Below are 23,805 nucleotides of genomic sequence, written 5' to 3'. Positions count from 1 at the left end.
CGCATCGACCATCGTGGTCACCCGCCTATTTCTGCTCTGGACGGGGCCGATGGCCGGTGTCTCGCGGACCGTCGAGAATTGACGCTGCCTTGTTCTTCTCCAGGACTGCTTCGGTTATCGAGTTGGGCAGGCGCCGTGGCGTCTCGATAAATCCGAGCAGCGGCATGGCTACGATGAAGAACGCGAAATAGCAGATAGTCGCCATTTGGGACATCGTGACATAGGCGCCTTCCGCAGGTTGTGACCCGAGCCAGCCAAGAAAGAGTGCGTTGGCCACGAACAGCCAGAAGAAGAACTTGTACCACGGCCGGTAGACCGCCGAGCGCACCTTTGAGGTGTCAAGCCACGGCACCAAGAATAGCACGGCGATTGAGCTGAACATCGCGAGCACGCCGCCCAGTTTGGAATTGATCGGTCCGACATTGAAGGTGATGGCGCGCAGGATCGCGTAGAACGGCAGGAAATACCATTCCGGCACAATGTGCGCAGGCGTCTTCAGCGGATTTGCGATCGTGTAGTTGTCCGGATGGCCGAGAAAGTTTGGCAGATAGAAGACGAAATAGGCAAAGAAGAACAGGAACACGATGATGCCGAACGCGTCCTTTGCGGTAGCGTAGGGTGTGAAGTCCACAACATCGGTGGTTGATTTCACCTCAATGCCGGTTGGATTGTTCTGACCGACTACGTGAAGCGCCCAGATGTGCAATGTGACCACGCCAGCTAGCAAAAATGGCAGCAGGTAATGCAGCGCAAAAAAGCGGTTCAGCGTTGGATTGCCGACGGCGTAACCGCCGAGCAGCAATTGCTGAATCCAGTCGCCGACCAGTGGAATGGCACTGAAGAAGCCGGTGATGACAGTGGCGCCCCAGTAACTCATCTGGCCCCACGGCAGCACATAGCCAATGAAGGCCGTCGCCATCATCAACAGCAGGTTGGTGCAACCGAGCACCCACAGAAGCTCACGCGGTGACTTATACGAACCACAGTAGAGCCCGCGGCAAATGTGGATGTAAACTGCGATGAAGAAGAATGAGGCGCCATTCGAATGCAGGGAGCGCAGTAGCCAGCCCGAATTCACGTCGCGCACGATCTTTTCGACCGAATCGAAGGCGAGAGTGGTGTCGGCCGCATAGTGCATGGCCAGCACGACGCCGGTCAGGATCTGCGCCACGAGCATGATCGTGAGAATGCCGCCGAACGTATAAGCGTAGTTCAGGTTGCGAGGGACGGGATAGACGATGAAGGAGTCATGCACCAACCGCGGTAGCGGTAGGCGGGCGTCGAACCAGCGCTCGATACCGGTCTTTGGCTTGTAGGTCGAGTGTCCCTCACTCATCGAAATGTCCTCTGCCTCAGCCGATACGGATCTTGGTGTCGGAAAGAAACTTGAATACCGGAATCGCCATGTTCTCGGGCGCCGGGCCTTTGCGGATGCGGCCGGCAGTATCGTATTGCGAACCGTGGCACGGGCAGAGCCAGCCGCCGAAATCGCCTTCCTGGCCGAGCGGTATGCAACCCAGATGCGTGCAGACCTGGACCATCACCATCCAGGCTTCCTTGCCGGGTGTGGTGCGGTTGGCATCGGTCGCCGGCGCATCGGCCAGCAGATTGGCGTTGCGGGCGTTTGGGTCCTTGAGATCGGCAAGGTTGACGGCCTCCCCGTCCTTCATTTCCTTCTCGGTGCGGTTGCGCACGACGACAGGCTTACCGTGCCAGTTCACGACCAGCGACATGCCCGGCGTTAGAGAGGAGATGTCGACCTCGACCGAGCCCAGCGCCTCAGCGGGCAATGCGTGCTCGGCAACAACGGTTTCCCGTTCGGAGATATCGGTCATGATCACGACTCCCAAATTGTCGAAAAACGGCCTCCATGGCGTTTGCGGCAATTGAGCAAACCAGAGGCCAAGGCTACGCTCTTCGAGTTTTCCTCATGTAGAGCTGGAATATGCCGGCCGTGGCGGGATGTGAGCCATCGTGCCAAGAGCAAGAATGTCCAATACTTTCGTTTATGGCCTTCGGAGCGAAGGATGGCAGGACAGTCTAGGACGCTACGGGCGGTCGCATGAGTTCTGGATTCTTCTAACTACTAATCCTCAATTGGGCGGCGATTACACGTCCGGCCTTGCGCGCGCCGCGGCCGCTGAACAATTGCTTCAGCCTGATCGTACCTTGGCATTGTCACGCCTCCCTGTCGGGATCGTAGCTGGGCTCCCCGCCTGCGAGTTTTCTGAAGCGGTTGTCTCACGAACGCCGCTGGCAAGACGGGTGACCCGGAACAGACGTACGTCGGGACGGCAGCTTCGCGCCCAAATTCGGTCATTCCTGTGGGAAAACGAGACACCATTTGTATGGAAAATTAGTCCTCCTCTTGATCCTTCGGTTCGCCAGACCATACGAGATCATACGAGAGATATGGGTTGGCGAACCATCCGCTAACGTATTGATTTCCTGTAGAAAACGGTGACCCTCAGCGACTAACATAATCGTTATTTGTCAATGGGTTACGAAGCGGTTTGCCCAAATTTATTCAAGAAGCTGATCCAGCCACTCGCTGACCGCATTTATCTTCTACCGAATGGCAGCAACGCGCCCAAATTCGGCCGTTGAGGTCAGCCGTACCACGGCTTGAAAGCAGACGTTGCTAGCGACCGCACCGGAGGTCGCGCGGTTGCGCCAGAACTCGACACTGCGATCGGACACTTTCGAAGCCTGGGTGGATGCTCGGCTGGCGGCCTACGGGGCAGTGCGTCCAGCGTACTCGCCAATCAAAGCGCTGGCATGTAACATTCCCTACGGACAACCTGATTGGCAATGGGCAGGGGCCCCGCTCGACCTGTTGGAGGGATGTCCCTTTGGGAGAAAGCCGATATGTCCGGCCGCGTCGAAATCGACCTTGCTAGCCGCCTGGAATCCGCCAACCGGAAGGTTGCCGAGCTGGAAATCGCCAAAGCGGCCACAGCAATTGAACTTGAGCGCCTTTCTGGTGAAAACAAGCGTCTGCTCAGGATAGCTGAGCAACGCGCAAAGGAACTCGCCATTTTCAACAGCGTCGGCGAGGCGATGGCGAAGACGCTAAATGTCAAAACAGTGACTCGCATCGTCGGTGACAAGGTACGCGAAATATTCGGCGCGGACGTCACTGAAATCCTGTTGCACGATGACGCGTCTGATCTGATCACGGTCCCCTATGCGTTCTACAAGGACTACCAGGAACCTGAACCATTTTCGATGGGCGAGGGACTGACCTCCAAAGTCATCCTGTCCGGCGAACCGCTCGTAATCGGCTCAGGTGATCGGGCCAATGAGTTGGGCGCTCTTACGCCTACGGAAGAGGACGAAACTGAATCCTACCTGGGCGTGCCGATCATTGCCGGCGACAAAACTCTGGGCGTTGTCAGCGTGCAAAGCTACGAGAGGGACGCCTTCAACGAATCGCATGTGCGTCTGTTGCAGGGACTCTCCTCCAGCATGGGCGTTGCCATCGCCAATGCCCGGCTCTTCGATGAGACCCAGCGCCTTCTCAAGGAAACCGAGGACCGCGCGGCGGAACTGGCCATTCTCAATAGTGTCAGCGAGGCGATGACGGAGTCGCTGAACCTGGAAACTGTTATTCGCCTCGTGGGCGACAAGGTGCGGGAAGCCTTCGGCACCGAGGTCAGTGAAATCGTGTTGCACGATAATGCGTCCGGCCTGATCCATGTCCCCTATGCATACTATCGCGGATATCGATTCATTGAACCATTTCCGATGGGCGTGGGAGTTTCATCGAAGATCATCCTGACGGGTAAGCCGTTGGTTTTTGGTACTCTGGAGAAAGGGAAAGAGCTGGGCGCTTTCTTTCCCAACGAAGAGGACAGAACCGCGTCTTACATTGGTGTGCCAATCAACTCTGGTGAAAGGACACTGGGTGTTCTGAGTGTGCAAAGCTACCAGAAGAATGCTTTTGACGAAAACCATGTGCGCCTGCTGCAGACGGTCGCCTCCAACATGGGCGTTGCCATCGCCAATGCCCGCCTGTTTGACGAGACCCAACGGCTCCTTAAAGAGACCGAAGACCGTGCGGCCGAACTGGGTGCAATCAGCAAGGTGAGCCAGGCACTCATCGCCGAATCGGAACTTGGGAATACGATCCAGCTCATTGGCAACCAGATGCAGGAAATCTTCAACGCCGACATCGTCTATGTGGCCCTGCTCGACCCGGAAACCAGGCTGATCCGTTTCCCCTATCAGTTTGGCGAAGCCTTCACCACTCTCACCCTCGGCGAAGGGCTGACAAGCAAGATCATAGAGACCGGCGAGCCCTTGCTCATCAACCAGGATGTGAATGAGCGCGGCGCCGAAATTGGAGCGACGCCTGTGGGCAAGGATGCCCTGTCCTATCTTGGCGTTCCGATCAAGACAGCCCAAGGCACCATGGGCGTGATCAGCGTGCAGAGCACAACGCGGGAGGGCATATTCACTGATGACTCGCTCCGCCTGCTTTCGACCATCGCCGCCAATGCCGGTGCAGCCCTGCACAACGCGCAGCTATTCACCGAGCTCAAGCAGCTGTCCTCTGCACTGCAGGAGGCAAAGGAAGCGGCCGAAGCGGCAAATGAGGCGAAGAGTTCATTTCTGGCAACCATGAGCCATGAAATCCGCACGCCTATGAACGGTGTGATCGGAATGAGCAATTTGCTCCTCGGCACTAAACTTGATGACGAACAACGCGAAATCAGTGAGACGATCAACCACAGCGCCGAGGCGCTGCTGACCATCATCAATGACATACTGGACTTCTCCAAAGTTGAAGCCGGCAAGCTGGAACTCGACCCTAGGCCGTTTGAACTGCGCGAATGCCTTGAGAGCGCGATTGACCTGATAGCCCCCAGGACCGCCGAGAAGGGACTGGATCTGGCGTATGTGGTGGAACCCGGAACCCCCGACTGGATCGTCGCAGACAATACCAGGCTACTGCAGGTTCTGATCAACCTCCTCAACAATGCCGTCAAGTTCACAGAAAGGGGAGAAATTGTACTTTCCGTGACGAAAGTTCCGCCCGAAGCGGCGGACACGGGCGGACCCCACGGCGAAAGCGAGGAAGGCGTGTGCACTCTGCTGTTCGCGGTGCGCGACACCGGCATTGGCATCCCCAAAGACCGGATGGACCGGCTGTTCAAATCGTTCAGCCAAGTCGATGCCTCCACCACCCGGCGCTATGGCGGCACCGGACTCGGCCTGGCGATCAGCAAGCGCCTCACAGAACTGATGGGCGGAGAGGTCTGGGTCGAGAGTGTCGAAGGCGCGGGCACGACATCCTTTTTCACGATCCGCGCTCCCACTGGTCCCGCTCACCAACAGGCGCAAATATCCGAGGCCAAAGTTGAACTTGTGGACAAGCGGCTGCTGATCGTAGACGACAATGCAACCAACCGGCGCATACTGACCATGCAGGCCCAGTCCTGGGCTATGGCTCCCACTTCGACTGCGTCACCCTCGGAAGCACTGCGCAGGATTGCAGGCGGCGAAGGCTTCGACCTCGTCGTACTCGACATGAACATGCCCGAGATGGACGGTATTGAACTGGCGACAAAAATAAGGGAACTCGGGAAAAAAGGCGACCTTCCACTGATATTGCTGAGCTCCCTGGTGCCTCTTAGTGAGCGAACCAAGAAGGATATTGAGGGCATCAAGTTTGCGGCAATGCTTCCCAAGCCGATCAAGCCATCGCCTCTGCTTAACGCTTTCATGGGTGTCTTTGCCAAGGCTCCCTTGCGCTCCGCCAGGCCCGATCAGTCGAAGGGGTCAGTCTTCGACGGCGATATGGCAGTCAAGTTGCCGCTTCGCATCCTGCTGGTGGACGACAACGCCACCAACCGGAAGCTGGGCTTCAAGGTGCTGGAGCGCCTGGGTTACAAGGCTGAGCTGGCCGGAGATGGACGGTCGGCAATTTCCTCATATGTCGAAGGACGGCATGACGTTATCCTGATGGACATCGAGATGCCGGACATGGATGGCCTCGAGGCCACAAGGCTGATCCGCACCTCCGCCACTCCCGAGATCCGCCAACCCTACATCGTGGCCCTTACGGCCAACGCAATGGCCGGGGACCGCGAGCGATATCTGGATGCGGGGATGGATGACTATTTGAGCAAGCCGTTGCGGGTCGACGAGCTTGTCGCCTCGTTGAGAAGAGCCACACTGGCAGGCGGATAGAGCCGAACTCAAGCTCAAGCCTCACCAGTTGTCGAGGGGGTAGTTGATCGTGATTGAACGCGAGGCACTAATCAAACTCTTCGAATTGATTGGTGAAAGCTCCGACTCCCTCACTGAGCTCATCGAGAGCTTCCTCGATGAATCCCCGACGCTGCTCGATCAATTGCGACAGGCGTTGGACCGGGGTGACCGGATAAGCCTCGGCCGGGCGGCTCACACTCTGAAATCGAGCGCCCGCGACTTTGGTGCAGGCCAGCTCTCCATCTATTGCGAAGATCTTGAGAAGAAATGCCGGGATGGCATGCCCGAACAGGCAGCGATGCAGGTCGACGCTATTGTTGCCGAGTGCACAGCGGCCCAGAGCCAGCTGAACCTGCATCTTGTTGAGTTGCGTCGAGGGACCTGGTCCAAATGAGTACTGTTCTGGCTGAAGCACTGCGTGAGCCACGGAAGGGCGCCGGTGCTCGAGTACTCATTGTTGATGATTCGAGGACGGTGCGCCTGAAGCTGCAGAAGGCCATTGAGACTCTGGGCCATGAAGCCACAGCTGTTGAAAATGGTGAACTGGCGCTTGAGCAGGTGGCGCAAAATTCCTTTGATCTTGTCCTTCTCGATATCGTCATGCCCGAAATGGACGGGTTCGATGTGCTCAAGGTACTCAAGTCTTCCCGTGGCACACGCGATCTGCCGGTCATCGTCATCTCGGCTCTCGATGAAGAAATGAGCAGCGTGATAAAGGCCATCGGGCTGGGTGCAGAAGATTTCCTGCCCAAGAATTTCGAGCCTGCGCTGCTGGAGGCGCGCGTTTCAACCTGCGTCGAAAAGAAACGGCTCAGGGACATAGAAAAGGAATACCTTCGGCAAGTTGCCAAGCTGACGCGAGCCGCCACTGCCCTCGAAGCTGGCAGGTTCAACCCGTCCAAACTCGGACTTCAGGACGTCACCAGAAGACCCGATGGCCTGGGCAAGCTCGCCAACGTGTTTACGACGATGGCGCAGAAAGTGTATGAGCGCGAGCGCCAGCTGCGCCAGAATATTCGCACGTTTCGTGGTGGTCTGCTCCTGCTCGCCTGCGGTGCTCTCTGGGGACTGATTGTGCCGCTGTCCAAGATGGCCGCAAACATCGCCGCACACCCCATCGGCCTGGCACTGCTCGTTGACGCGATCGGGGCGGCACTTTGCATAGGAATTACTGCAACCCGGAAAACGCTGCCGCCCTTGAACACTCTGACACGGAAAGAGTGGACATACATCGCGGGGTTGGCCTTTCTCAGCTCCGTCATCAATCAATTGCTGGTCTACTGGATGGCGAGCAAGCTCCCCGCCTTCATCGTGTCGATTGTGATTGTCCTCGAAGGATTCGCGGTCTTTCTTTTTGCTGCCGTCATGCGCATCGAGTCGCCTCGATTGAAGCGCTTTCTGGGCCTCGTCCTAGGGCTGGCCGGCGTCGGCATTATCGTTGTTTACGGCGAGACCGGAGGGGAGGAGCATTGGCTGTGGATGGCACTTGCGCTGCTGATCCCTGCGACATATGCGGCGGAGGACCTCTACATATCCGAAAGGCGGCCCACCGATATAGACAGTGTGGCTATCTACGGCCTCGCGCTCGTTGTCTCATGCTTCATGCTGATGCCCTTAGTAGTGGGCTTCGGCGACCTCATTCCCGTTCAATTTCTTGCTGGAGAACTCGGTATCATCGTCGTCCTGATTGCTCTCGCCTCGGCACTGGCGATGATCCTCTTTATCTATCTCATAGCGACCACCGGAGCGGTCTTTGCCAGCCAGACTGCATACGCAACGACCACTGCTGGCATCGGCTGGAGCATCGTCTTGCTGGGTGAATACATCCCCTTATGGACTTGGGCAGCACTGGGGTTGATCATTGTCGGTCTGATCATGGTCGAGCCCAAGCAGGAAGCGGAGGAGGAACCGCCTCTCCTGGATGGGGAGATCGAGGACCTGCCGATATAAGCTGGATGCCCGCTCCGGGGCTCAGATCACGTCGATGCCCGCCGGCGGCTGAAGGTCCGCTTTTGAATATCTGTTCCTCGAAGCTGCCCGTCCGCTCCCGGCCCATATCGAGACGTTCATTGCCTCGATGCTAAGCGTCGGCGCATGGCGCAACTTGCCGGTTCCTATCGACGACCAGGGAACGGCGGAGTTCCACCCTGAGCGGGCTTACGACCTCGGTACCAAACGTCAGATTTTGACCACTAGCACCCGCTCTCCACGGAGAAAAGGCGGAGGCTGTTACATCAGCATCGTGCGGGCATGCGCGCCCCGGAGCTGGGATTCCATCGACCGCAGCGTACGTGAGGCAGCGGCCAAGGTGTCGGCCATCTTTTCGGCCTTGTTCGGGTGACCGTCTTGATGGCGACGAACTCGCCATCCTTGATGTCAATTCGCTTCCAACCGTGCCCCCCTTTTCGCGTCCAATCGCGACCCCTCTGGGTGCCCAGGTTTGGGCTTATCCGGGTAGTGCATAGGAGGGACCCGCGCCCGGAGCGCAGCGCCCTCGGCGTTGCGCGGAGCGGAGGGCGTGGGAGGTTCATGTGCACCCACGCGGGTAAGCCCGGGAGGGGGTCCGGCGGGCCATTCGGTTAACGTGGGGAATCAAACGGCCGCCAGTTATACTGGCGGCCGTCCCTTTTTTTGGATCGTCGCCCCCAGCCCGATCACCAAGTCACGAAATGACGCTTTGGCCGGACCTTCTAGGTACGAGCAGAGATCGAGATTGGATGGTGCATAGTGAATAACCGTAGCCACCAACCGCGTCTCGGAAGTCTGCGGCTTATTCAACGACGGCGAAAAGCGACCATTCACCAGGCACCCCCTTTAACGAGTACATGCCTTGGTCAATGAACCCGATCCGCGAGCCGACAACCAGGTCTTTGACCGTATTGGACACCAGGATACTGCCCGGCGACGCATTGCTGCAGATGCGTGACGCAACATGCACCGCGAGCCCACTCAGATCGGTCTCGCGCCGCTCGCATTCACCGGTATGCAGTCCAGCGCGCATGGTGAGGCCGAGACGCGACAGTTCCTGTATGATTGCCCGCGCGCACTGGATAGCCCGGGTTGGCCCGGTGAAAGCCAAAACGAAGCCATCGCCCGTGCGGTTGACTTCCTGGCCACCGAAGTTCTTCAGCTCTCGTCGCACGACACCGTCATGCGCTTGCAGAGTCTCCTTCCATTTGAGGTCTCCGATTGCCGCGAGCTTTTCGGTTGATCCAACAATATCGGTCACGAGCACGGTCAGGAGGACCCGCTCGGAGGGCGGATTATTTCGGGTTCCAGTCAGGAACTCCTGCACTTCACCTACCAGTCGTTCCTGGTCACCCCACCACGGTAAGTGATCGTCGCCGGGAAGCACGACCAACTTGGCGCCTGGAATATGATCGGCAAGATATTGGGCTTCGGGGACAGAATGCCAGCGGTCTCCGCTGCGATGCAGCACTAGAGTAGGCACCTGAACACTCGGCAAAACACTGCGTATATCGACTTCAAAACTCAGATCGTTGAGCGCTCGAACTGCACCCGGACTTGCGGAATAGCGAAGATAGGCGCCGAACCATGAGCGCGCCGCCTCATCCTTTGCCATGCTCGGCGCAGCCTGGTCGAGCTCAAAAGGCTCACCCCAATTCTCTTCCATGAGCGTGTTCCACGCGTCACGATCCTCTAGCGTTATGCCCCACGGATAGTCAGGCGCCCAGCTTTGGCGAGCATAGCTCCCGCAGAGAATAAGCGCGGCCGTACGTTCGGGATGAGTTGCGGCGAACATTGCCGCCATGTAGCCCCCCTCGGACACGCCAAGGAGGGCTGCCCGTTCCGACCCGGCAGCATCCATGACCGCCCGGATATCATCCACTCGCTCTTCGAGCGTCGCGGGCCCGACATCTCGATCGGATAGACCCACGCCCCGACGATCGAACCTGATCAAGCGCGAGAAATTGGCGAGACGCCTGAAGAACCGCGCATAGTCGGGACTTTCCCATGCATACTCCAAATGGGAGACCCAACCTTGCGCATAGACAAGATCGATTGGCCCGTCACCAAGGACCTGATAGGCGATCGATAGATTGCCGCACTTCGCGTACTGGGTGCGTGGAGCCATGGCGGTTCGAATCCCGGAAACGAAGCCAATCTCAACCGTGGACTGGAGATATGCGATCAAGCACCGTTGAGCCTGCTTCGGACGCCACAATCAGGCCAACAATGGTAGCACGTGGCCAAGTTCCTAACCTTAGCAATCTGCATGCGGTTCATGCGTGCGTGAATTGAAGGCCAAAGGTTCCTGTTCTTGCGCTACTCTGATGGTCCGTTTGGTCGATTGCGGTCGAACGCTTGCCAGCTGGTGACGACGTCGTACTTCAGTTTTTTGTGGCGCTGCCGATAACCCGCCAATCTCAGCGGAGACCCAGAGATCCTTGCCGCCCGGCGTGGTGGAACGCAGAAATGTTGGCATGCCGGGTCGCCCTGATTTCTTTTCTGGAATCGACCTAGAAAATCTGCCCATCTACCAGCCTAGAAGGTCCCGGTAGATGAACAGATCTCGCGGCAAGGGGCAGTTAATCTCCCCACATTAGCAGAATGGCCCGGGGGTCCGGGGGAGGGTTTTGTCAGCTGCGGTTTTTGAAACGCCAACTGGTGTTGCCGGGCTCGATGATGTCGCAGTGATGGGTTAGTCGATCGAGCATGGCGGTGGTCATCTTGGCGTCCCCGAACACCTGGGGCCAATCGGCGAAGGCGAGGTTGGTGGTGATCAGCAGGGAGGTGTTTTCATAGAGCTTGCTGATCAGGTGGAACAGCAACTGGCCGCCAGGCTGGCTTAACGGCAGATAGCCGAGCTCGTCGATGACGATGAGATCGTGGCGCAGCAGCTTCTCGGCCAAGCGCCCACTGCCGCCGGCGGCCTTCTCCTGCTCAAGCTGGTCGACGAGATCGACGAGGTTGAAGAACCGCCCTCTGGCGCGTGTTCGTAGCGGGGATTGTTCTCGCCGCAGTGCTGAAACCCCAAGCCGGTCCAGCTCGCATGCGGAGCAATGATTAGTCGTTCTGGATGTCCGTTTGGGGCAGAGCCGGTATCGAGAGCGACGGCTACTGACCCCTAAGGTCGACTTGACCAATCACAGGGCCGACGACATTGTGGACGTGCAATTCGTAGCCAAGTGGTCGTGTGGCAATGGATTTTCGCGACGCCATCGATAGATCGCTGGCCTGGGCCGGCGGATGGTTCGACTATGCCGCCACGCCGTGGTCTGTCTATCAGGCCGCCATCATCGTCTCGCTCTTTCTGGTGGCGAAGCTCGCGGCGCTGCGGGTCGAGCCGCTGGTCGAAAACCAGGCACGCCAGATCAAGGGCCATCCCGGACTGCTGAGGGTCGTCATCGCGCTGTTGCGGCGCACCGACTGGATCCTTTTCACGGTTCTGCTGTTTGCCGCGCTCAACATTTTGCGCGCAATCACCTGGCCGAGCCGCACCTATCTCCTGCTCGTCGTGCTGTTGCTCTCGCTGGCGTGGCTGTTCGCGGCCGTGCTGTCTCGCATCATCCGCAACCGCCTCGTCGCGCGCACGCTCGGCTGGCTGGCCTGGATCTCCGCGGCCCTTGTCATCCTCGGCGTAGGTGACGAGGCGGCCGCCTTCCTCGACAGCCTCGCAATCCCTTTGGGCGCGGTTCGCGTTTCGGCGCTCATGGTGCTGAAGGCGGCGCTGCTCCTGGTCGCCACCGTCTGGCTTGCGGTGGTAACCGGCAATTATATCGATGAGCGCGTCCGCATGTCCGAGGAGCTGACGCCGTCGATCCGTGTCCTCGTCGGCAAGGTCGCAAAGATCGGCCTCGTGCTGGTGGCCGGCGCCGTCGCACTCTCCGCCGTCGGCCTCGACCTGACGGCGCTGACGGTGTTTTCCGGCGCCGTCGGCGTCGGTCTCGCTTTCGGGCTGCAGAAGGTCGTCTCGAATTTCGTCTCCGGCGTCATCATCCTCCTCGACAAGTCGATCAAGCCGGGCGACACCATTTCGCTGGAAGGCACCTTCGGCTGGATCCGCGAATTGCGGGCACGATTCGTCTCGGTGGTGACACGCGACGGCCGCGAATTCCTGATCCCCAACGAGGACTTCATCACCCAGAGGGTCATCAACTGGTCGTTCAGCGACAGCCTCGTGCGGCTCGATGTGAACTTCGGCGTCTCCTATGATGCCGATCCCCACATGGTCAGCGAACTGGCGATAGAGGCCGCGATCAGCGTCGGCCGGGTCGAGGCCGACCGGCGGCCGGTCTGCTGGCTGACCGACTTCGGCGACTCCTCGCTGAATTTCGTCTTGCGCTTCTGGATCCGCGACCCCCAGCAAGGCTTGACCAACGTGCGCGGCAAGGTACTGCTGGCGCTGTGGGACACATTCAAGGCAAACGGCATAAGCATCCCCTATCCGCACCGCGAGATCATCATGAAGCCGGCGGACGGGCGCTGAGGGTGCGGGAGCGCTGCTGGCCGGCGACGGCGTGGCGGCTGGGATTTCAACCGCAACTCGGTGCCGAGCCGACCTTCGACCTGTGCTACCAGGTCGTGGACCGCGAACCGCTGATCGTCCTGATGCCAAGTGACCATCGCCTCACCAGCCGAGAAGCAATTCACCCGTGGGAATTGGCCGGCGAGATTTTCATCGGTGGTTCGAACAAGGCGAGGGTGCTCGCCGCCGTGACCGAAGACTATCTGCGCCGCTGCGGGCTCGACATCAAACTGGATTATGGGGTGGACAATTTGGCAATGGCCATGTCCCTGGTTTCCTCCACCCGCGGGTTGGCGCTTATGCCTGCCTACGCGAAGAACCTGCTGCCTTGGTCCGTGGTCAGCCGTCCGCTGGAGGGCGAAGCGCCAACAATCGATCTGGCTATCGGCTACAGCAAGGCGAACGCATCCCCGACCCTCAAGCTATTCCTTTCACGATTGGACGAACTGATCGCAGGCGTATCGGAATAGCCAGGCTAACCAGCGGAAAGAGCGAGGGAGATGCCCGCTGCTTCAGCGCCTCGTTCAGAAGTTGAATCGCCTTTTCGGTCTGCCTAGCGGTTCTCTTGCGGTTTGGGAGACGGGTCGCGAGGGTTGGTGACACGCCGGCGGTCGATGCCTTCGCTCGGCAATTCGCCAGAGTCGACAGTCCCTTATACGAGCAAGCCGTGATCTGGGGCGCGTAGGGGCCAGCGAATTCGTCCGCTGCCCCGTGGCGCGATTGCTTCTGCTTTGGAAACTGCCGCCCTAGTTGGTCGCTCGGGGCGGTGCTTCATTTTGCCAGCCGGCCAGCTCCGGCAGGTCGTCAAGCCAGCTTTTCTCCGTTATCAAGGCATCGCCGGCCTGTGGCACAGCCTCGGTGGCGTTTTGAATGAACCAGTCCACCCACTTCCGATAGGCAACCGGATCCAGTTGAGGCGGCAGCACCTTGGCCTTGGCCAGCATGCGTTTGCGGAAACTGACTTGCCTGCGCAGTTTGGTGGTCGTGAACTTGATTGCTTTGCCTTGGTATTCAACCGTCCACCGCCCATCTCCGTGGCTGGTGAGCCTGTCGATGGCGAAATCAACATCGACCGGTCTATCCCGCCAGGGAAGCTCGATGGCATTCTTCCTAAGATCGATAGCCCATCGCCTGTAACTGGCCCCGGCACGCTGGGGCGGCAGCACGCCAGCCTGTTCGAGCATCTTCCTGCGGAAGGTAGGCTGCTTCTTGAGCTGCCCTGTCGTCAGCTCGATGCGATGCCCACCGAATTTCGACGTGCCACCGGATCCTCCCGTGGCCGAAATACTTCTCCAGCTTGTCGATGAGGAACTCGTCGCAGGTGAGCACCACGCATCCCTGCTCGATGCTTTCGAGAATGTACTGGCTATCAGTGGGCATTATGCGGCCTCGTGCAGGACCTCTCAGAAGCTTAGAGATTCAAAAAATCCAGATGTCGGGGGGCACCATTCAACCGACCCACCAAAGTGGTATCGTCGCGAACTGGAGAATTGTTCGTCAGCGAGGCTATCGTAATTGTCGAGTCTATCGATTTTCTCCTGACGGACAACTGGTCCGCTCGTGGGGCGGTGCGGGGGCCGCTCCAGGGTGTTTTGTGATACCACACAGCATCGCTCTCGACGGGCAAGGGCGCGTTGTGGTGTGTGATCGCGAGAACGATCGAATACAGATATTCTCTTCTGACGGCGAGTTCCTGAATGCTTTGAACAACGTTCAGGCCGACGGATGTGGCCTTCGATCGTCACGGATATATGTACGTGACCGAACTTCCGCGTGGTCCCAAGGACCTAAAGTCGTGGCCGCGTAACGCCGCACGTCGCTTGCTCGGTCGAGGTCTCGGGACCGCCGCTTGCAATCAATGGCCCAGGCCGCACGAAGCAATAACTTGAAGTTATCTGGAGGCGCATTTTTTTCATGCTCCCACGGCCGCTCAACGGTCGCTAGGTTCGAAGAATAAGAAGTGGGGACCGAGCCGTTCAGAAACTGGGACGGCCGAAAACAAACAGCTTCACGACGTCATCAACAAGGTTGCCGGCCGCACCTGACGGGTGCGTGCGGCTCGTTGGGAGTTCGAATGGTGCATATGACGCCGTCCATGCTGGCGATCTTCAGGGGATTTCATCCTGCCGCGAGATCGGGGCTCGGCGCAAAATGAAGGCTGCTTCCGGCAACACGCTCATCGATGTGCATGCGGTAAGCAAACGTTACGGAACGCATGTTGTTCTGAACAATATCGATCTGGAAGTCGCGTCCGGCGAGGTTCTTGCCATCATTGGTCCCAGCGGATCGGGAAAGAGCACGCTACTTCGCTGCATCAACTATCTCGAGCCGCCATCCGCCGGCACAATCACCATTGGGCCGACGACGATCAACGCGGCGCAACCGGTGTCGCGCTCCGAGTTGTCCAGCCTGCGCCGCCGCGTCGGCATGGTTTTCCAGTCCTTCAACCTCTTCCCTCATATGTCGGTGCTGCGCAATGTCAGCCTGGCGCAAGAGCGGGTGCTCAGCCGTGGCCGGGCCGAGGCGGACGAGCGCTCGATGCAACTGCTGAGCCGGGTAGGACTTGCCGACAAGGCCGCGCAGTTTCCGGGCCGCTGTTCGGGCGGACAGCAGCAGCGGATCGCCATTGCCCGGGCTCTTGCGCTGGACCCGGAGGTCATGCTGTTCGACGAGCCGACTTCGGCGCTCGATCCGGAGCTAGGGCTCGAAGTGCTCTTCGTCATGCGCGAGCTGGCAGAAAGCGGCATGACGATGATCGTCGTCACCCACGAAATGGGCTTTGCCGAAAACGTGTCCGACACGGTCATGATCATGGCGGACGGTCACATCGTGGAAAAGGGTCCTTCGGACCAGGTCATGCGCGATCCGCGGCAGGAGCGGACCCAGCGATTCCTTCGCGCGGTGCACGACAGATGAGTGCATCGGATCTCATACCCTTTCTTCGAGGTCTCGCCTGGACCGCAGCCCTGACCTTCGGCTCTTTCACCATCGGCGCAATCCTCGCCGCGCCACTCCTGGCGGCGCGCCGGAGTCGACTGCTTCCGGTGCGGCTCCTTGCCTCGGTCATGATCCAGATCGTGCGCTCGATCCCTCCGATCCTTTGGCTCTTCATCATTTTCTTCGGAATCGGAATGGGCCTTTTTCCGATAAGTCCCTTCGCGGCTGCGCTGACTGGCCTCGGCCTGATTGCTGCAGCCAACATCGCCGAAATCTATCGGGGCGCCCTGACATCTATTCATCACGGACAATGGGAAGCCTGTGCCGCCCTCGATCTCCCTCGCTGGTACACGATGTGGGACGTCGTGGGCCCTCAAGCCTTGCGAGTCGCCCTGCCGTCGGCGGCGAGTTATCTGATCGGCTTGATGAAAGAGACGGCCGTCGCTTCGACGATCGGGGTCATGGAACTCGCCTATCAGGGTAACCAGCTTTCGCAGCTCACTTTCCGCGGCCTGGAAGTCTTCGCCTTCGTCGGTCTTTTCTACATCCTCCTCAGCCTGCCGGTGGCCTGGTTGTCCCGGGTCGCTGATGCGCACCTCAGATCGAAGGTGGCGCGCTGATGTTTCCCAGCTATGGCGAAGTTTCAACATGGATCCCTGAACTTCTCGGCGGCCTGTCGATCAGCCTTCAAGTGACTGTGCTCAGCCTTCTGTTTGGAATTCCCCTCGGTCTTTTCCTGGCTCTGGGAGTGCTTGCGCGCAACAAGGTGCTTCGGGCGGGATCGCTATTCATTGTTGAAATCGGACGAGGTGCCCCAGCGCTCGTGCTTTTGCAGTTCATCTATTTTGGATTGCCGAGCGCCGGGCTGACGATCGAATCGTTCGCGGCGGCCGTGATCGCGCTCGCCTGGAACACCGGCGCCCATACGAGCGAGATCATCCGGGCGAGCCTGCAATCGATCGCCCATGGCCAGCGCGAAGCAGCCGAGGCGCTTGACCTGAGTCGGAAGGACGAACTGCGGTATGTCCTTTTGCCGCAAAGCTTGAGGGTCGCGCTGCCTGCTCTTCTCGGCTTCTCCATCCTCATTTTCCAGGGCACCTCGCTCTGCTTTACCATCGCGTTGCCGGAACTCGTGAGCCGCGCTTACGAAATCGGCTCCACCACATTCCGCTATTTCCCCGCCCTCATTTGTGCGGGCGCCCTGTACGCGTGCATCTCCATACCTGCCGCCCTCCTCGTCAGCCATGTCGAGAGGCGTGCAGGTGTCTTTGCTGAACGTTAACCTCTAGTGAAAGGACTTCCGGCATGCCTGCATTCAAGTCGAAGAATTATCTCCTCCTCTCCGGCATTGCCAGTCTGCTCCTGTCTGCCCAGATCGCATCCGCTGAGGATTGCAAACCGAAGCACGCCTTCAACACCATCGAGCCGGGTACGCTGACGGTGGCCGTGACGACCTATGCCCCGCACTCCTTTGTGGATGACAGTGGGAACATGAAAGGTATCGACGGCGACATCGCTGCCGAATTCGCCAAGCGCGAATGCTTGAAGGTTAAAGCTGTCGCTGTGGATCCTGCCGCCGCGATCCAGTACGTCCTTTCCGGCCAAGCCGACATTACCACCGGCGACTGGTATCGCACCGCCGAGCGGGCGAAGGTCATGAGCTTGTCTGCGCCGCTTTACACCGATCAGATGGCGATCTATTCGCGGGAAGGTTTCAACAAGGTTTCCGATCTCGAAGGTAAGAAGGTCGGCACCGTTCAGGGCTATCTCTGGGTTGCGGATCTCAAGACCGTGCTCGGTTCTTCGCTGAAGCTCTATCCGAATTCCGTCAATATGCAGCAGGATCTGTTCGCCGGCCGCATCGATGTTGCCACCGACGGCTACTCGACCGGCGTGGTCGCCGAGCAAAAGGGCGCGCTGAAGGATGTCAAGGTAGCCGTAGCAGCTTCGGATCCGCGTGTTAAGGCAACGAAGGAAGCCGCGCAGGCGGGCTTCCCGTATTCGCTGAAGGCAGAGGAATTCGGCGAAGCGCTCGATGCCGATATCTCGGAGATGCACAAGGATGGCACGATCGTCAAGATTCTCAAGTCATATGGTCTTGATGGCACGGCGGCCGACACGGGCGCTCCTCGCCTGATCCAGTGAGACGATGAACGGGGGAGGAATATCTCCCCCGTCTTTCCGCAGATTGGAGACATGATCGATGACTGTCTACACGGTCACGCGCAAGACACAGTCCTGGTATGGAGAGCAGATCGGCATTCTTATTTTGGATGCTGCCTATCCCTGCATTCCAGGCAATGTCGGCAACGCCACCACATATGATTATCCCGTTCGATTTCAGGAAGTACGCGGCGCGTCGATCGACAGGCTCCTGAACCAACGTGACCCAGCCTTGAAGGAGGCCTTCGTAGAGGCGGCAGCGGAGCTGCAGAATCGCGGCGTCAAGGCTATTACCGGCGCCTGTGGGTTCATGGCCTATTTCCAGGAAGAAGTCGCAGCGTCGGTCGATATTCCGGTCTTCCTGTCGAGCCTCATGCAGGTTCCTTTCATGCGCGCGCTTTGCGGTGGTCGCGTCGGTATTGTTACGGCAAATGCCTCGCGGCTTACGCCTCGCCATTTCGAGGCGTGCAACGTGCCGGACGACATTCCTCTGGCGATAGCAGGCATGGAAGAACAGACGGAGTTTCGGCAGGCGATCCTTGAAGAAAAGGGGACGCTAGACTCGGCTGCGATCGAGCGTGAGGTGATCGGGGTGGCCCGCCAACTGGTTGAAGCGCATCCCGACGTTCGCTCCATCCTGCTGGAGTGCAGCGATCTCCCGCCCTATGCCCACGCAGTTCAGGCTGCCACGGGGCGGCCGGTTTTCGACTTCATCACTATGATCAACTACGTTCAGCAAAGCGTCGCCCGCCGCCGCTATATCGGCAGCATGTAAAGCACCGAAGATCAGTCGGCGGTCGTCGCACGGACACCTGCTGCCGAGGTGTCGAGCTACGCCTTCGGCCAATCGAAAACCAAGTGAAAGCGGCCGAATTTAGGTGTGTCGATATGCTGAACAAGCGAAGCTGTTGCTGTGTTCATCGATCAGGTGCCGCGTCCTGCTCTTCGCCGAAAATCGGTGCGTCGGCGTCCTGTTCGAGAATCCAGTCGCGAAATAATCTGGCGCCATGCTTTTCTGGACGCTGCGCGGGCATCACGACGTGAATTGCCTGGCCGGAACGATAAACGGCATTCAGCGGATAGATCAACCGCCCCGCCTGGACATGGTCGTGGACGAGATGTTTCCAACCAAGAGCGATACCTTGTCCAAGAACGGCTGCCTCGATGGAGCCGAGCGCATCGGTGAAGACAAAATCCTGCTTGAGGCGAATGATCGGGACGGAATGGTGGATCAGCCATTCGCGCCAACCGAGGCGCATGCGATGCCGCTCCTCGAAATGCAGCAACGGATGGCTTAGCAAATCGGCGGGGGTGCCTATGGGGCCGTGCTCTCGCAGATAGCGAGGACTGCAGACTGGGATTATCTCCTCCGTCACAAAGTGCCATGATTGAACATTCGGCCACCTGCCGTTCCCGAGGCGCGCCGAAATATCGATATCCTCCTCATCCAAATCCTGATCGTCGCGGGTGCTTTCCTCTATCCGCAGCGCGATATCGGGATGCTTTGTCTTGAAGTCCGTTAGGCGCGGAAGCAGCCAAAGCTGCACGAAAGAGGCGGAGAAGGAAACCCTGACCGTGTCGTTCGAGTGTTTTGTCCGCAAGGCGGTCAGAACCATGTGTAAATGGTCGAACGCCTTCTGCGTCTCTTGGTAAAGTCTCTGGCCCTCGGCGGTCAGTTCAAGGCGGGTGTGCTCTCGCCTGAACAGTTTCAGGCCGGTTGCGTCCTCGAGGAGCTTGATGGTCTTGCTCACGGCGGGTTGGCTGACATTCAGCTCTTCGGCAGCCGCGGTGAAGCTGCGGCGGCGAGCTGCCGCCTCGAAGACGAAGAGATAGTTTGCGGAGGGTACGAGAGACCGCAGTCGGTGCATAAGTTGAAGTTATGCCGCGCCCCATTTTTTTGCAACGCCACAATCCGGCTCATCCCCGGTACCTTGGTCGGAAAGCAGGTCAGGGAGTCTCGCCATGCAAACACATGCTCGTGCCGTCGTTGTAGGAGGCGGATGCGTCGGTGCCGCCATCCTGTACGGTCTGACAAAGCGCGGCTGGTCTGATGTGGCGCTGCTGGAGCGCACACAACTGACGGCCGGCTCGACCTGGCACGCCGCCGGCCTTATCCCTTCCTATGCACGCAGCATCAATATCGGTCGCATGGTCGCTAAAACGATCGAGATCTATGAGGGATTGACGGCCGAAACCGGTCAGCAAGTCGGCTGGCACAAATGCGGCCAGCTTCGCATAGCCAACACCCGCGACCGTCTTGATGAATACAAGAGCTACATGAGCGTCGCCGCCGTGCAGGGCATCCGCGCGCAGCTCCTCTCGCCCGCGGAGGCTCGCGCGCTTTGGCCCCTGCTAGAGAACGACAAGATGCTGGGCGCTCTTTACCATCCCGACGACGGTCATATCGCGCCCGCCGATGTCACCCAGGCTATGGCCAAGGGAGCGCGCGATCGTGGCGCGAAGGTCTATCTGAACACCGAGGTGCGTGGCTTCGAGCGCCTGCCTGGCGGCGAGTGGAAGATTCTCACCGACAAGGGGGAGATAGTCTGCGAACATATTATTTCCGCCACCGGCAACTACGCCCGCCAGACCGGCGCGATGCTCGGCTTGGAAATCCCCGCGATACCGATCGTCCACCAGTACTGGAACACCGAGGCGGTACCGGAAATCGTGGAGCGCAAGCGCCAGGGCCTGCCGGAAATGCCGATCCTTCGTGACGAAGGGTTCGAAGGCTACTTGCGCGAGGAGGGCGACGGGCTGATGTTCGGCCCTTATGAAAAGACGGAGCATCTGAAACTCTTCGCGGAGGACGGCGTTCCCAAATGGTTCGGTGCCGATCTTCTGGAAGAGGATTTCGATGCCGTTTCCTGGAACTGGGAGCGCGCCATCGAACTCGTTCCCACGCTCGGCCGTGTCGGCATCAAGGCCAACGTGCGCGGCCCATTCCAGATGACCGCGGATGAGTTGCCGCTCGTCGGAGCGGCTTGGGGGTTGGAAAATGTCTGGCTCGCCGAGGGCGTTCCCGGCGGCATACTTTGGGGCGGCGCCATCGGCTACTATCTGTCGGAACGCATCGTCGAGGGCGCGAACAGCCTCGACATGTCCGAGCTCGATCCGCGCCGCTTCGGTGACTGTGCCAACAAGGAATGGACGCGGCGCAAGGTGCGCGAAAGCTGGGGTACCCATGCCGATCAGCATTATCCGGGTCAGGATATGCCTGCGGGCCGTCCTCAGAAGACAGCCCCGTCCTATGACATCCTTACGAAGCGTGGCGCAGTTTGGAGTGTACTGAACGGATGGGAAATGCCGAACTGGTTCGCTCCGGAAGGCGTCGAAGCCAAGGATCAGTACAGCTGGCGCTGGACCGAAAAGGGCAAGTATGTCGCTGAGGAGGTGCATGCCGTGCGCAGCGCTGTGGGGCTGGTCGAAATGACGCCGATGACGAAGTTCGAGGTCTCCGGCCCGGGTGCCCAAGCGTGGCTGGACGGCATTCTTGCCAACCGGTTGCCGAAGGCTGGCCGCGTCAACCTTTGTCATCACCTCACCGAGGCGGGCGGCGTGCAGGCCGAATATGTCGCCGCGCGTCTGGAGGATGGAACCTTCTACCTGATTTCCACGCCCCGGGCCGAACGCTGGAACTTCGACGACCTGTCGAAGCTTTTGCCGAAGGACGGCACCGTCCTGCTGCGCAACGTCACGAACGAACGCGGATGCTTCACCATCGTCGGCCCCAAGGCGCGTGAAGTTCTACAGACGCTCACTGAGATCGACCTCTCCAACGAAGAGTTTCCCTGGTTCGCGGTCAAGTCGGGCACGGTCGGGCTGGCGACTGACGTCCGGCTGCTGCGCGTCAACTACGAAGGCGAACTCGGCTGGGAGCTTTATCATCCGCTCCCGTATCAACGCCATCTGCTTGAAGCGTTGTTGGCTGCAGGCGAGGCGCACGGTTTGAGGCTCATTGGTCTGCAGGCGCTCGAATCGCTCAGGTTGGAGAAGTCCTACCGGGCCATGTATCGCGACATGAACCCCGAACTCACGGCCTGGGAAAGCAGACTCGACCGCTTCATTCGCCTCGACAAGGGCGAGTTCATCGGCAAGCAAGCGCTCCTGCGTCAGAAGGAGCAGGGCATCAAGCGGCGGTCCGTCACGATCGCCATCGACACCGACGGAGCCAGCTCGCTTGTCCATGAGGGTGTCTATCACGACGGCAAGCTGGTCGGACAGGTAACCTCCGGAAGCTATGCGTACACTCTGGGACACGACGTCGCCCTTGCGCTCCTTCCGGTCGAACTGGAAAGTCCTGGAACCGAACTGGAAGTAAAGCGGGTTGTGGATGCGAACGTCAAGGTTCGCGTGAAGGCTGATGGTTCGGCGGTGGAACTCGCCAACGTCAAGATGGCGATGAATCCGTTCGACGAGATCGCGGTTGAAGAGGCGATCCGGCTGAAGGAAGCCGGCAAGGCCGAGGAGATCATCGTCGTTTCGATCGGCCCGCAGCAGGCGCAGGAAACCTTGCGCACCGCGCTTGCCATGGGTGCCGACCGCGCCATCCTGGTCAAGACCGACGAACAGACCGAGCCACTCGGCGTCGCCAAGGTGCTGAAGGGCGTCGTCGACGCCGAACAGCCCGGCCTCGTCATTCTCGGCAAACAGGCGATCGACGACGATTCCAACCAGACCGGCCAGATGCTGGCGGCCCTGCTTGGCTGGGCGCAGGGCACCTTCGCCTCCAAGGTGGTGCTCGAGGGCGACAAGGCCAAGGTGACGCGCGAAGTCGATGGCGGCCTGCAGACGGTGGAGCTGAAGATGCCGGCGATCGTGACCGCCGACCTTCGCCTCAACCAGCCGCGCTATGCCTCGCTGCCTAACATCATGAAGGCCAAGAAGAAGCAGCTCGACGAGAAGAGCCCGGCCGACTACGGCGCCGACGTCAAGCCGCGGCTGAAGGTCATCAAGACCGAGGAGCCGAGCGGCCGCAAGGCAGGCGTCAAGGTCAAGAGCGTCGCCGAACTGGTCGACAAGCTCAAGAACGAAGCCGGCGTTTTGTAAGCGATCGCGAAAGGAACCACGAAAATGACAATTCTCCTCATCGCCGAACACGACAACGCCACCCTTTCCGACCAGACCGCCAAGGCGCTCTCGGCGGCCCTGCAGATCGGCTCGGACGTGCATGTGCTGGTGGCCGGCAAGGGCGCCAAGGGTGCGGCGGATGCCGCAGCCAAGCTGAAGGGTGTCACCAAGGTGCTGCTCGCCGAAGCCGACGAACTCGCCGAGCGCCTCGCCGAACCGACGGCGGCACTCGTTGTGTCGCTCGCGGGCGGCTACGACACCATCATCGCGCCGGCGACCTCGTCGGGCAAGAATGTCGCGCCGCGCGTGGCGGCCCTGCTCGATGTCGCGCAGGTCTCCGAGATCATCGAAGTCGTCTCACCCGATACGTTCAAGCGGCCGATCTATGCCGGCAACGCCATCCAGACGGTGCAGTCGACCGACGCCAAGAAGGTGATCACTGTCCGCACCGCCTCCTTCCAGGCAGCCCCCGAGGGCGGATCGGCCTCTGTCGAGGCCGTGAAGGCGGCGGCCAACCCCGGCCTCTCCACTTTCGTCGAGAACAAGCTCTCGGAGACCGACCGTCCGGAACTGACTTCGGCCAAGATCATCATATCGGGTGGTCGCGCGCTGGGCTCGGCGGAAAAGTTCCAGGAGGTCATCCTTCCGGTCGCCGACAAGCTCGGTGCCGCTGTCGGTGCTTCGCGCGCCGCAGTGGACGCCGGCTATGCGCCGAACGACTGGCAGGTCGGCCAGACCGGCAAGGTCGTCGCTCCCGATCTCTACATTGCGGTGGGCATCTCCGGCGCCATCCAGCACCTCGCCGGCATGAAGGATTCGAAGGTCATCGTCGCCATCAACAAGGACGAGGAGGCACCGATTTTCCAGGTCGCCGACTACGGCCTCGTCGGCGACCTCTTCGTCATCCTGCCGGAACTGCAAAAGGCGCT

At 59.6% G+C, this 23,805-nt stretch carries 17 protein-coding genes and 2 pseudogenes; 13 read left to right on the top strand and 6 right to left on the bottom strand.

Going from position 1 to position 23,805, the window contains the following annotated elements; genetic code table 11:
* Positions 1-25: 25 nt before the first annotated feature.
* Positions 26-1,336 carry a cytochrome b gene (locus AC1DZU_RS31010; protein ID WP_477290633.1) on the bottom strand — a complete coding sequence of 437 codons (1,311 nt, stop codon included), beginning with the start codon at positions 1,334-1,336 and terminating at the stop codon, positions 26-28.
* Between the two features lie 16 nt (positions 1,337-1,352).
* Complete coding sequence (gene petA, locus AC1DZU_RS31005) at positions 1,353-1,835, bottom strand: ubiquinol-cytochrome c reductase iron-sulfur subunit (RefSeq protein ID WP_477290631.1); 483 nt, start codon at positions 1,833-1,835, stop codon at positions 1,353-1,355.
* Between the two features lie 1,033 nt (positions 1,836-2,868).
* Here petA and AC1DZU_RS31000 point away from each other — a divergent pair.
* From AC1DZU_RS31000 to AC1DZU_RS30990, 3 genes are read left to right on the top strand one after another with little or no spacing between them, the layout of a single operon-like run.
* The gene (locus AC1DZU_RS31000; protein WP_477290629.1) at positions 2,869-6,195 is read left to right on the top strand and encodes a GAF domain-containing protein; all 3,327 of its coding nucleotides are present in this window, start codon (positions 2,869-2,871) and stop codon (positions 6,193-6,195) included.
* Between the two features lie 49 nt (positions 6,196-6,244).
* Positions 6,245-6,610: an Hpt domain-containing protein gene (locus AC1DZU_RS30995; RefSeq protein WP_477290703.1), complete on the top strand. Its 366-nt coding sequence runs from the start codon at positions 6,245-6,247 to the stop codon at positions 6,608-6,610.
* Positions 6,607-8,166 (top strand): response regulator, encoded by a 1,560-nt coding sequence (locus AC1DZU_RS30990; RefSeq protein WP_477290627.1) that lies wholly within the window; start codon positions 6,607-6,609, stop codon positions 8,164-8,166. The genes AC1DZU_RS30995 and AC1DZU_RS30990 overlap by 4 nt, the downstream gene beginning before the upstream one ends.
* A gap of 820 nt (positions 8,167-8,986) precedes the next feature.
* Here the strand turns inward: AC1DZU_RS30990 and AC1DZU_RS30985 are convergent.
* A complete protein-coding gene (locus AC1DZU_RS30985; protein WP_477290625.1) occupies positions 8,987-10,372 on the bottom strand; it encodes an adenylate/guanylate cyclase domain-containing protein in 1,386 nt (461 codons plus the stop codon).
* Positions 10,373-10,817: 445 nt separating this feature from the next.
* Positions 10,818-11,171: pseudogene (locus AC1DZU_RS30980) on the bottom strand (ATP-binding protein); the annotation flags it as partial.
* 209 nt (positions 11,172-11,380) lie between these two features.
* On the opposite strand from AC1DZU_RS30980, the gene AC1DZU_RS30975 reads away from it, so the two are divergent.
* Positions 11,381-12,667, top strand: coding sequence for a mechanosensitive ion channel family protein (locus AC1DZU_RS30975; RefSeq protein ID WP_477290623.1), 1,287 nt, complete (start codon positions 11,381-11,383; stop codon positions 12,665-12,667).
* A gap of 2 nt (positions 12,668-12,669) precedes the next feature.
* On the top strand, positions 12,670-13,176 hold the full coding sequence (locus AC1DZU_RS30970; RefSeq protein WP_477290621.1) for a LysR substrate-binding domain-containing protein: 507 nt from the start codon (positions 12,670-12,672) through the stop codon (positions 13,174-13,176).
* 276 nt (positions 13,177-13,452) lie between these two features.
* Here the strand turns inward: AC1DZU_RS30970 and AC1DZU_RS30965 are convergent.
* A pseudogene (locus AC1DZU_RS30965) lies at positions 13,453-14,086 on the bottom strand (hypothetical protein).
* Here AC1DZU_RS30965 and AC1DZU_RS30960 point away from each other — a divergent pair.
* The 6 genes from AC1DZU_RS30960 to AC1DZU_RS30935 all read left to right on the top strand — a co-directional run bounded on the left by AC1DZU_RS30960 (position 14,010) and on the right by AC1DZU_RS30935 (position 18,581).
* On the top strand, positions 14,010-14,513 hold the full coding sequence (locus AC1DZU_RS30960) for a hypothetical protein (protein WP_477290619.1): 504 nt from the start codon (positions 14,010-14,012) through the stop codon (positions 14,511-14,513). The pseudogene AC1DZU_RS30965 and the gene AC1DZU_RS30960 overlap by 77 nt on opposite strands.
* A 344-nt stretch (positions 14,514-14,857) precedes the next feature.
* Positions 14,858-15,622, top strand: a complete 765-nt coding sequence (locus AC1DZU_RS30955) for an amino acid ABC transporter ATP-binding protein (protein ID WP_477290617.1) — start codon at positions 14,858-14,860, stop codon at positions 15,620-15,622.
* Positions 15,619-16,263 (top strand): amino acid ABC transporter permease, encoded by a 645-nt coding sequence (locus AC1DZU_RS30950; protein WP_477290615.1) that lies wholly within the window; start codon positions 15,619-15,621, stop codon positions 16,261-16,263. The genes AC1DZU_RS30955 and AC1DZU_RS30950 overlap by 4 nt, the downstream gene beginning before the upstream one ends.
* Positions 16,263-16,925 (top strand): amino acid ABC transporter permease, encoded by a 663-nt coding sequence (locus AC1DZU_RS30945; protein ID WP_477290613.1) that lies wholly within the window; start codon positions 16,263-16,265, stop codon positions 16,923-16,925. Before AC1DZU_RS30950 ends, AC1DZU_RS30945 begins: the two co-directional genes overlap by 1 nt.
* A 23-nt stretch (positions 16,926-16,948) precedes the next feature.
* On the top strand, positions 16,949-17,788 hold the full coding sequence (locus AC1DZU_RS30940; protein ID WP_477290611.1) for an ABC transporter substrate-binding protein: 840 nt from the start codon (positions 16,949-16,951) through the stop codon (positions 17,786-17,788).
* Positions 17,789-17,846: 58 nt separating this feature from the next.
* Positions 17,847-18,581 carry an aspartate/glutamate racemase family protein gene (locus tag AC1DZU_RS30935; protein WP_477290609.1) on the top strand — a complete coding sequence of 245 codons (735 nt, stop codon included), beginning with the start codon at positions 17,847-17,849 and terminating at the stop codon, positions 18,579-18,581.
* Positions 18,582-18,723: 142 nt separating this feature from the next.
* Here the strand turns inward: AC1DZU_RS30935 and AC1DZU_RS30930 are convergent, their stop codons facing one another.
* Positions 18,724-19,674, bottom strand: coding sequence for a LysR substrate-binding domain-containing protein (locus tag AC1DZU_RS30930; RefSeq protein ID WP_477290607.1), 951 nt, complete (start codon positions 19,672-19,674; stop codon positions 18,724-18,726).
* A 94-nt stretch (positions 19,675-19,768) separates the two neighbouring features.
* Here AC1DZU_RS30930 and AC1DZU_RS30925 point away from each other — a divergent pair, with 94 nt between their 5' ends.
* Both AC1DZU_RS30925 and AC1DZU_RS30920 read left to right on the top strand, forming a co-directional pair.
* Entirely contained in the window at positions 19,769-22,855 is a 3,087-nt protein-coding gene (locus AC1DZU_RS30925) for an FAD-dependent oxidoreductase (protein ID WP_477290605.1), read from the top strand.
* Positions 22,856-22,879: 24 nt separating this feature from the next.
* The coding region (locus AC1DZU_RS30920) for an electron transfer flavoprotein subunit alpha/FixB family protein (RefSeq protein ID WP_477290603.1) at positions 22,880-23,805 on the top strand (926 nt) is incomplete at its 3' end.

This window comes from Mesorhizobium sp. P2_A12 (assembly GCF_056405075.1).
The sequence above is the reverse complement of the archived record's forward strand: the minus strand, read 5'-3'. Positions and strand labels throughout refer to the sequence as shown.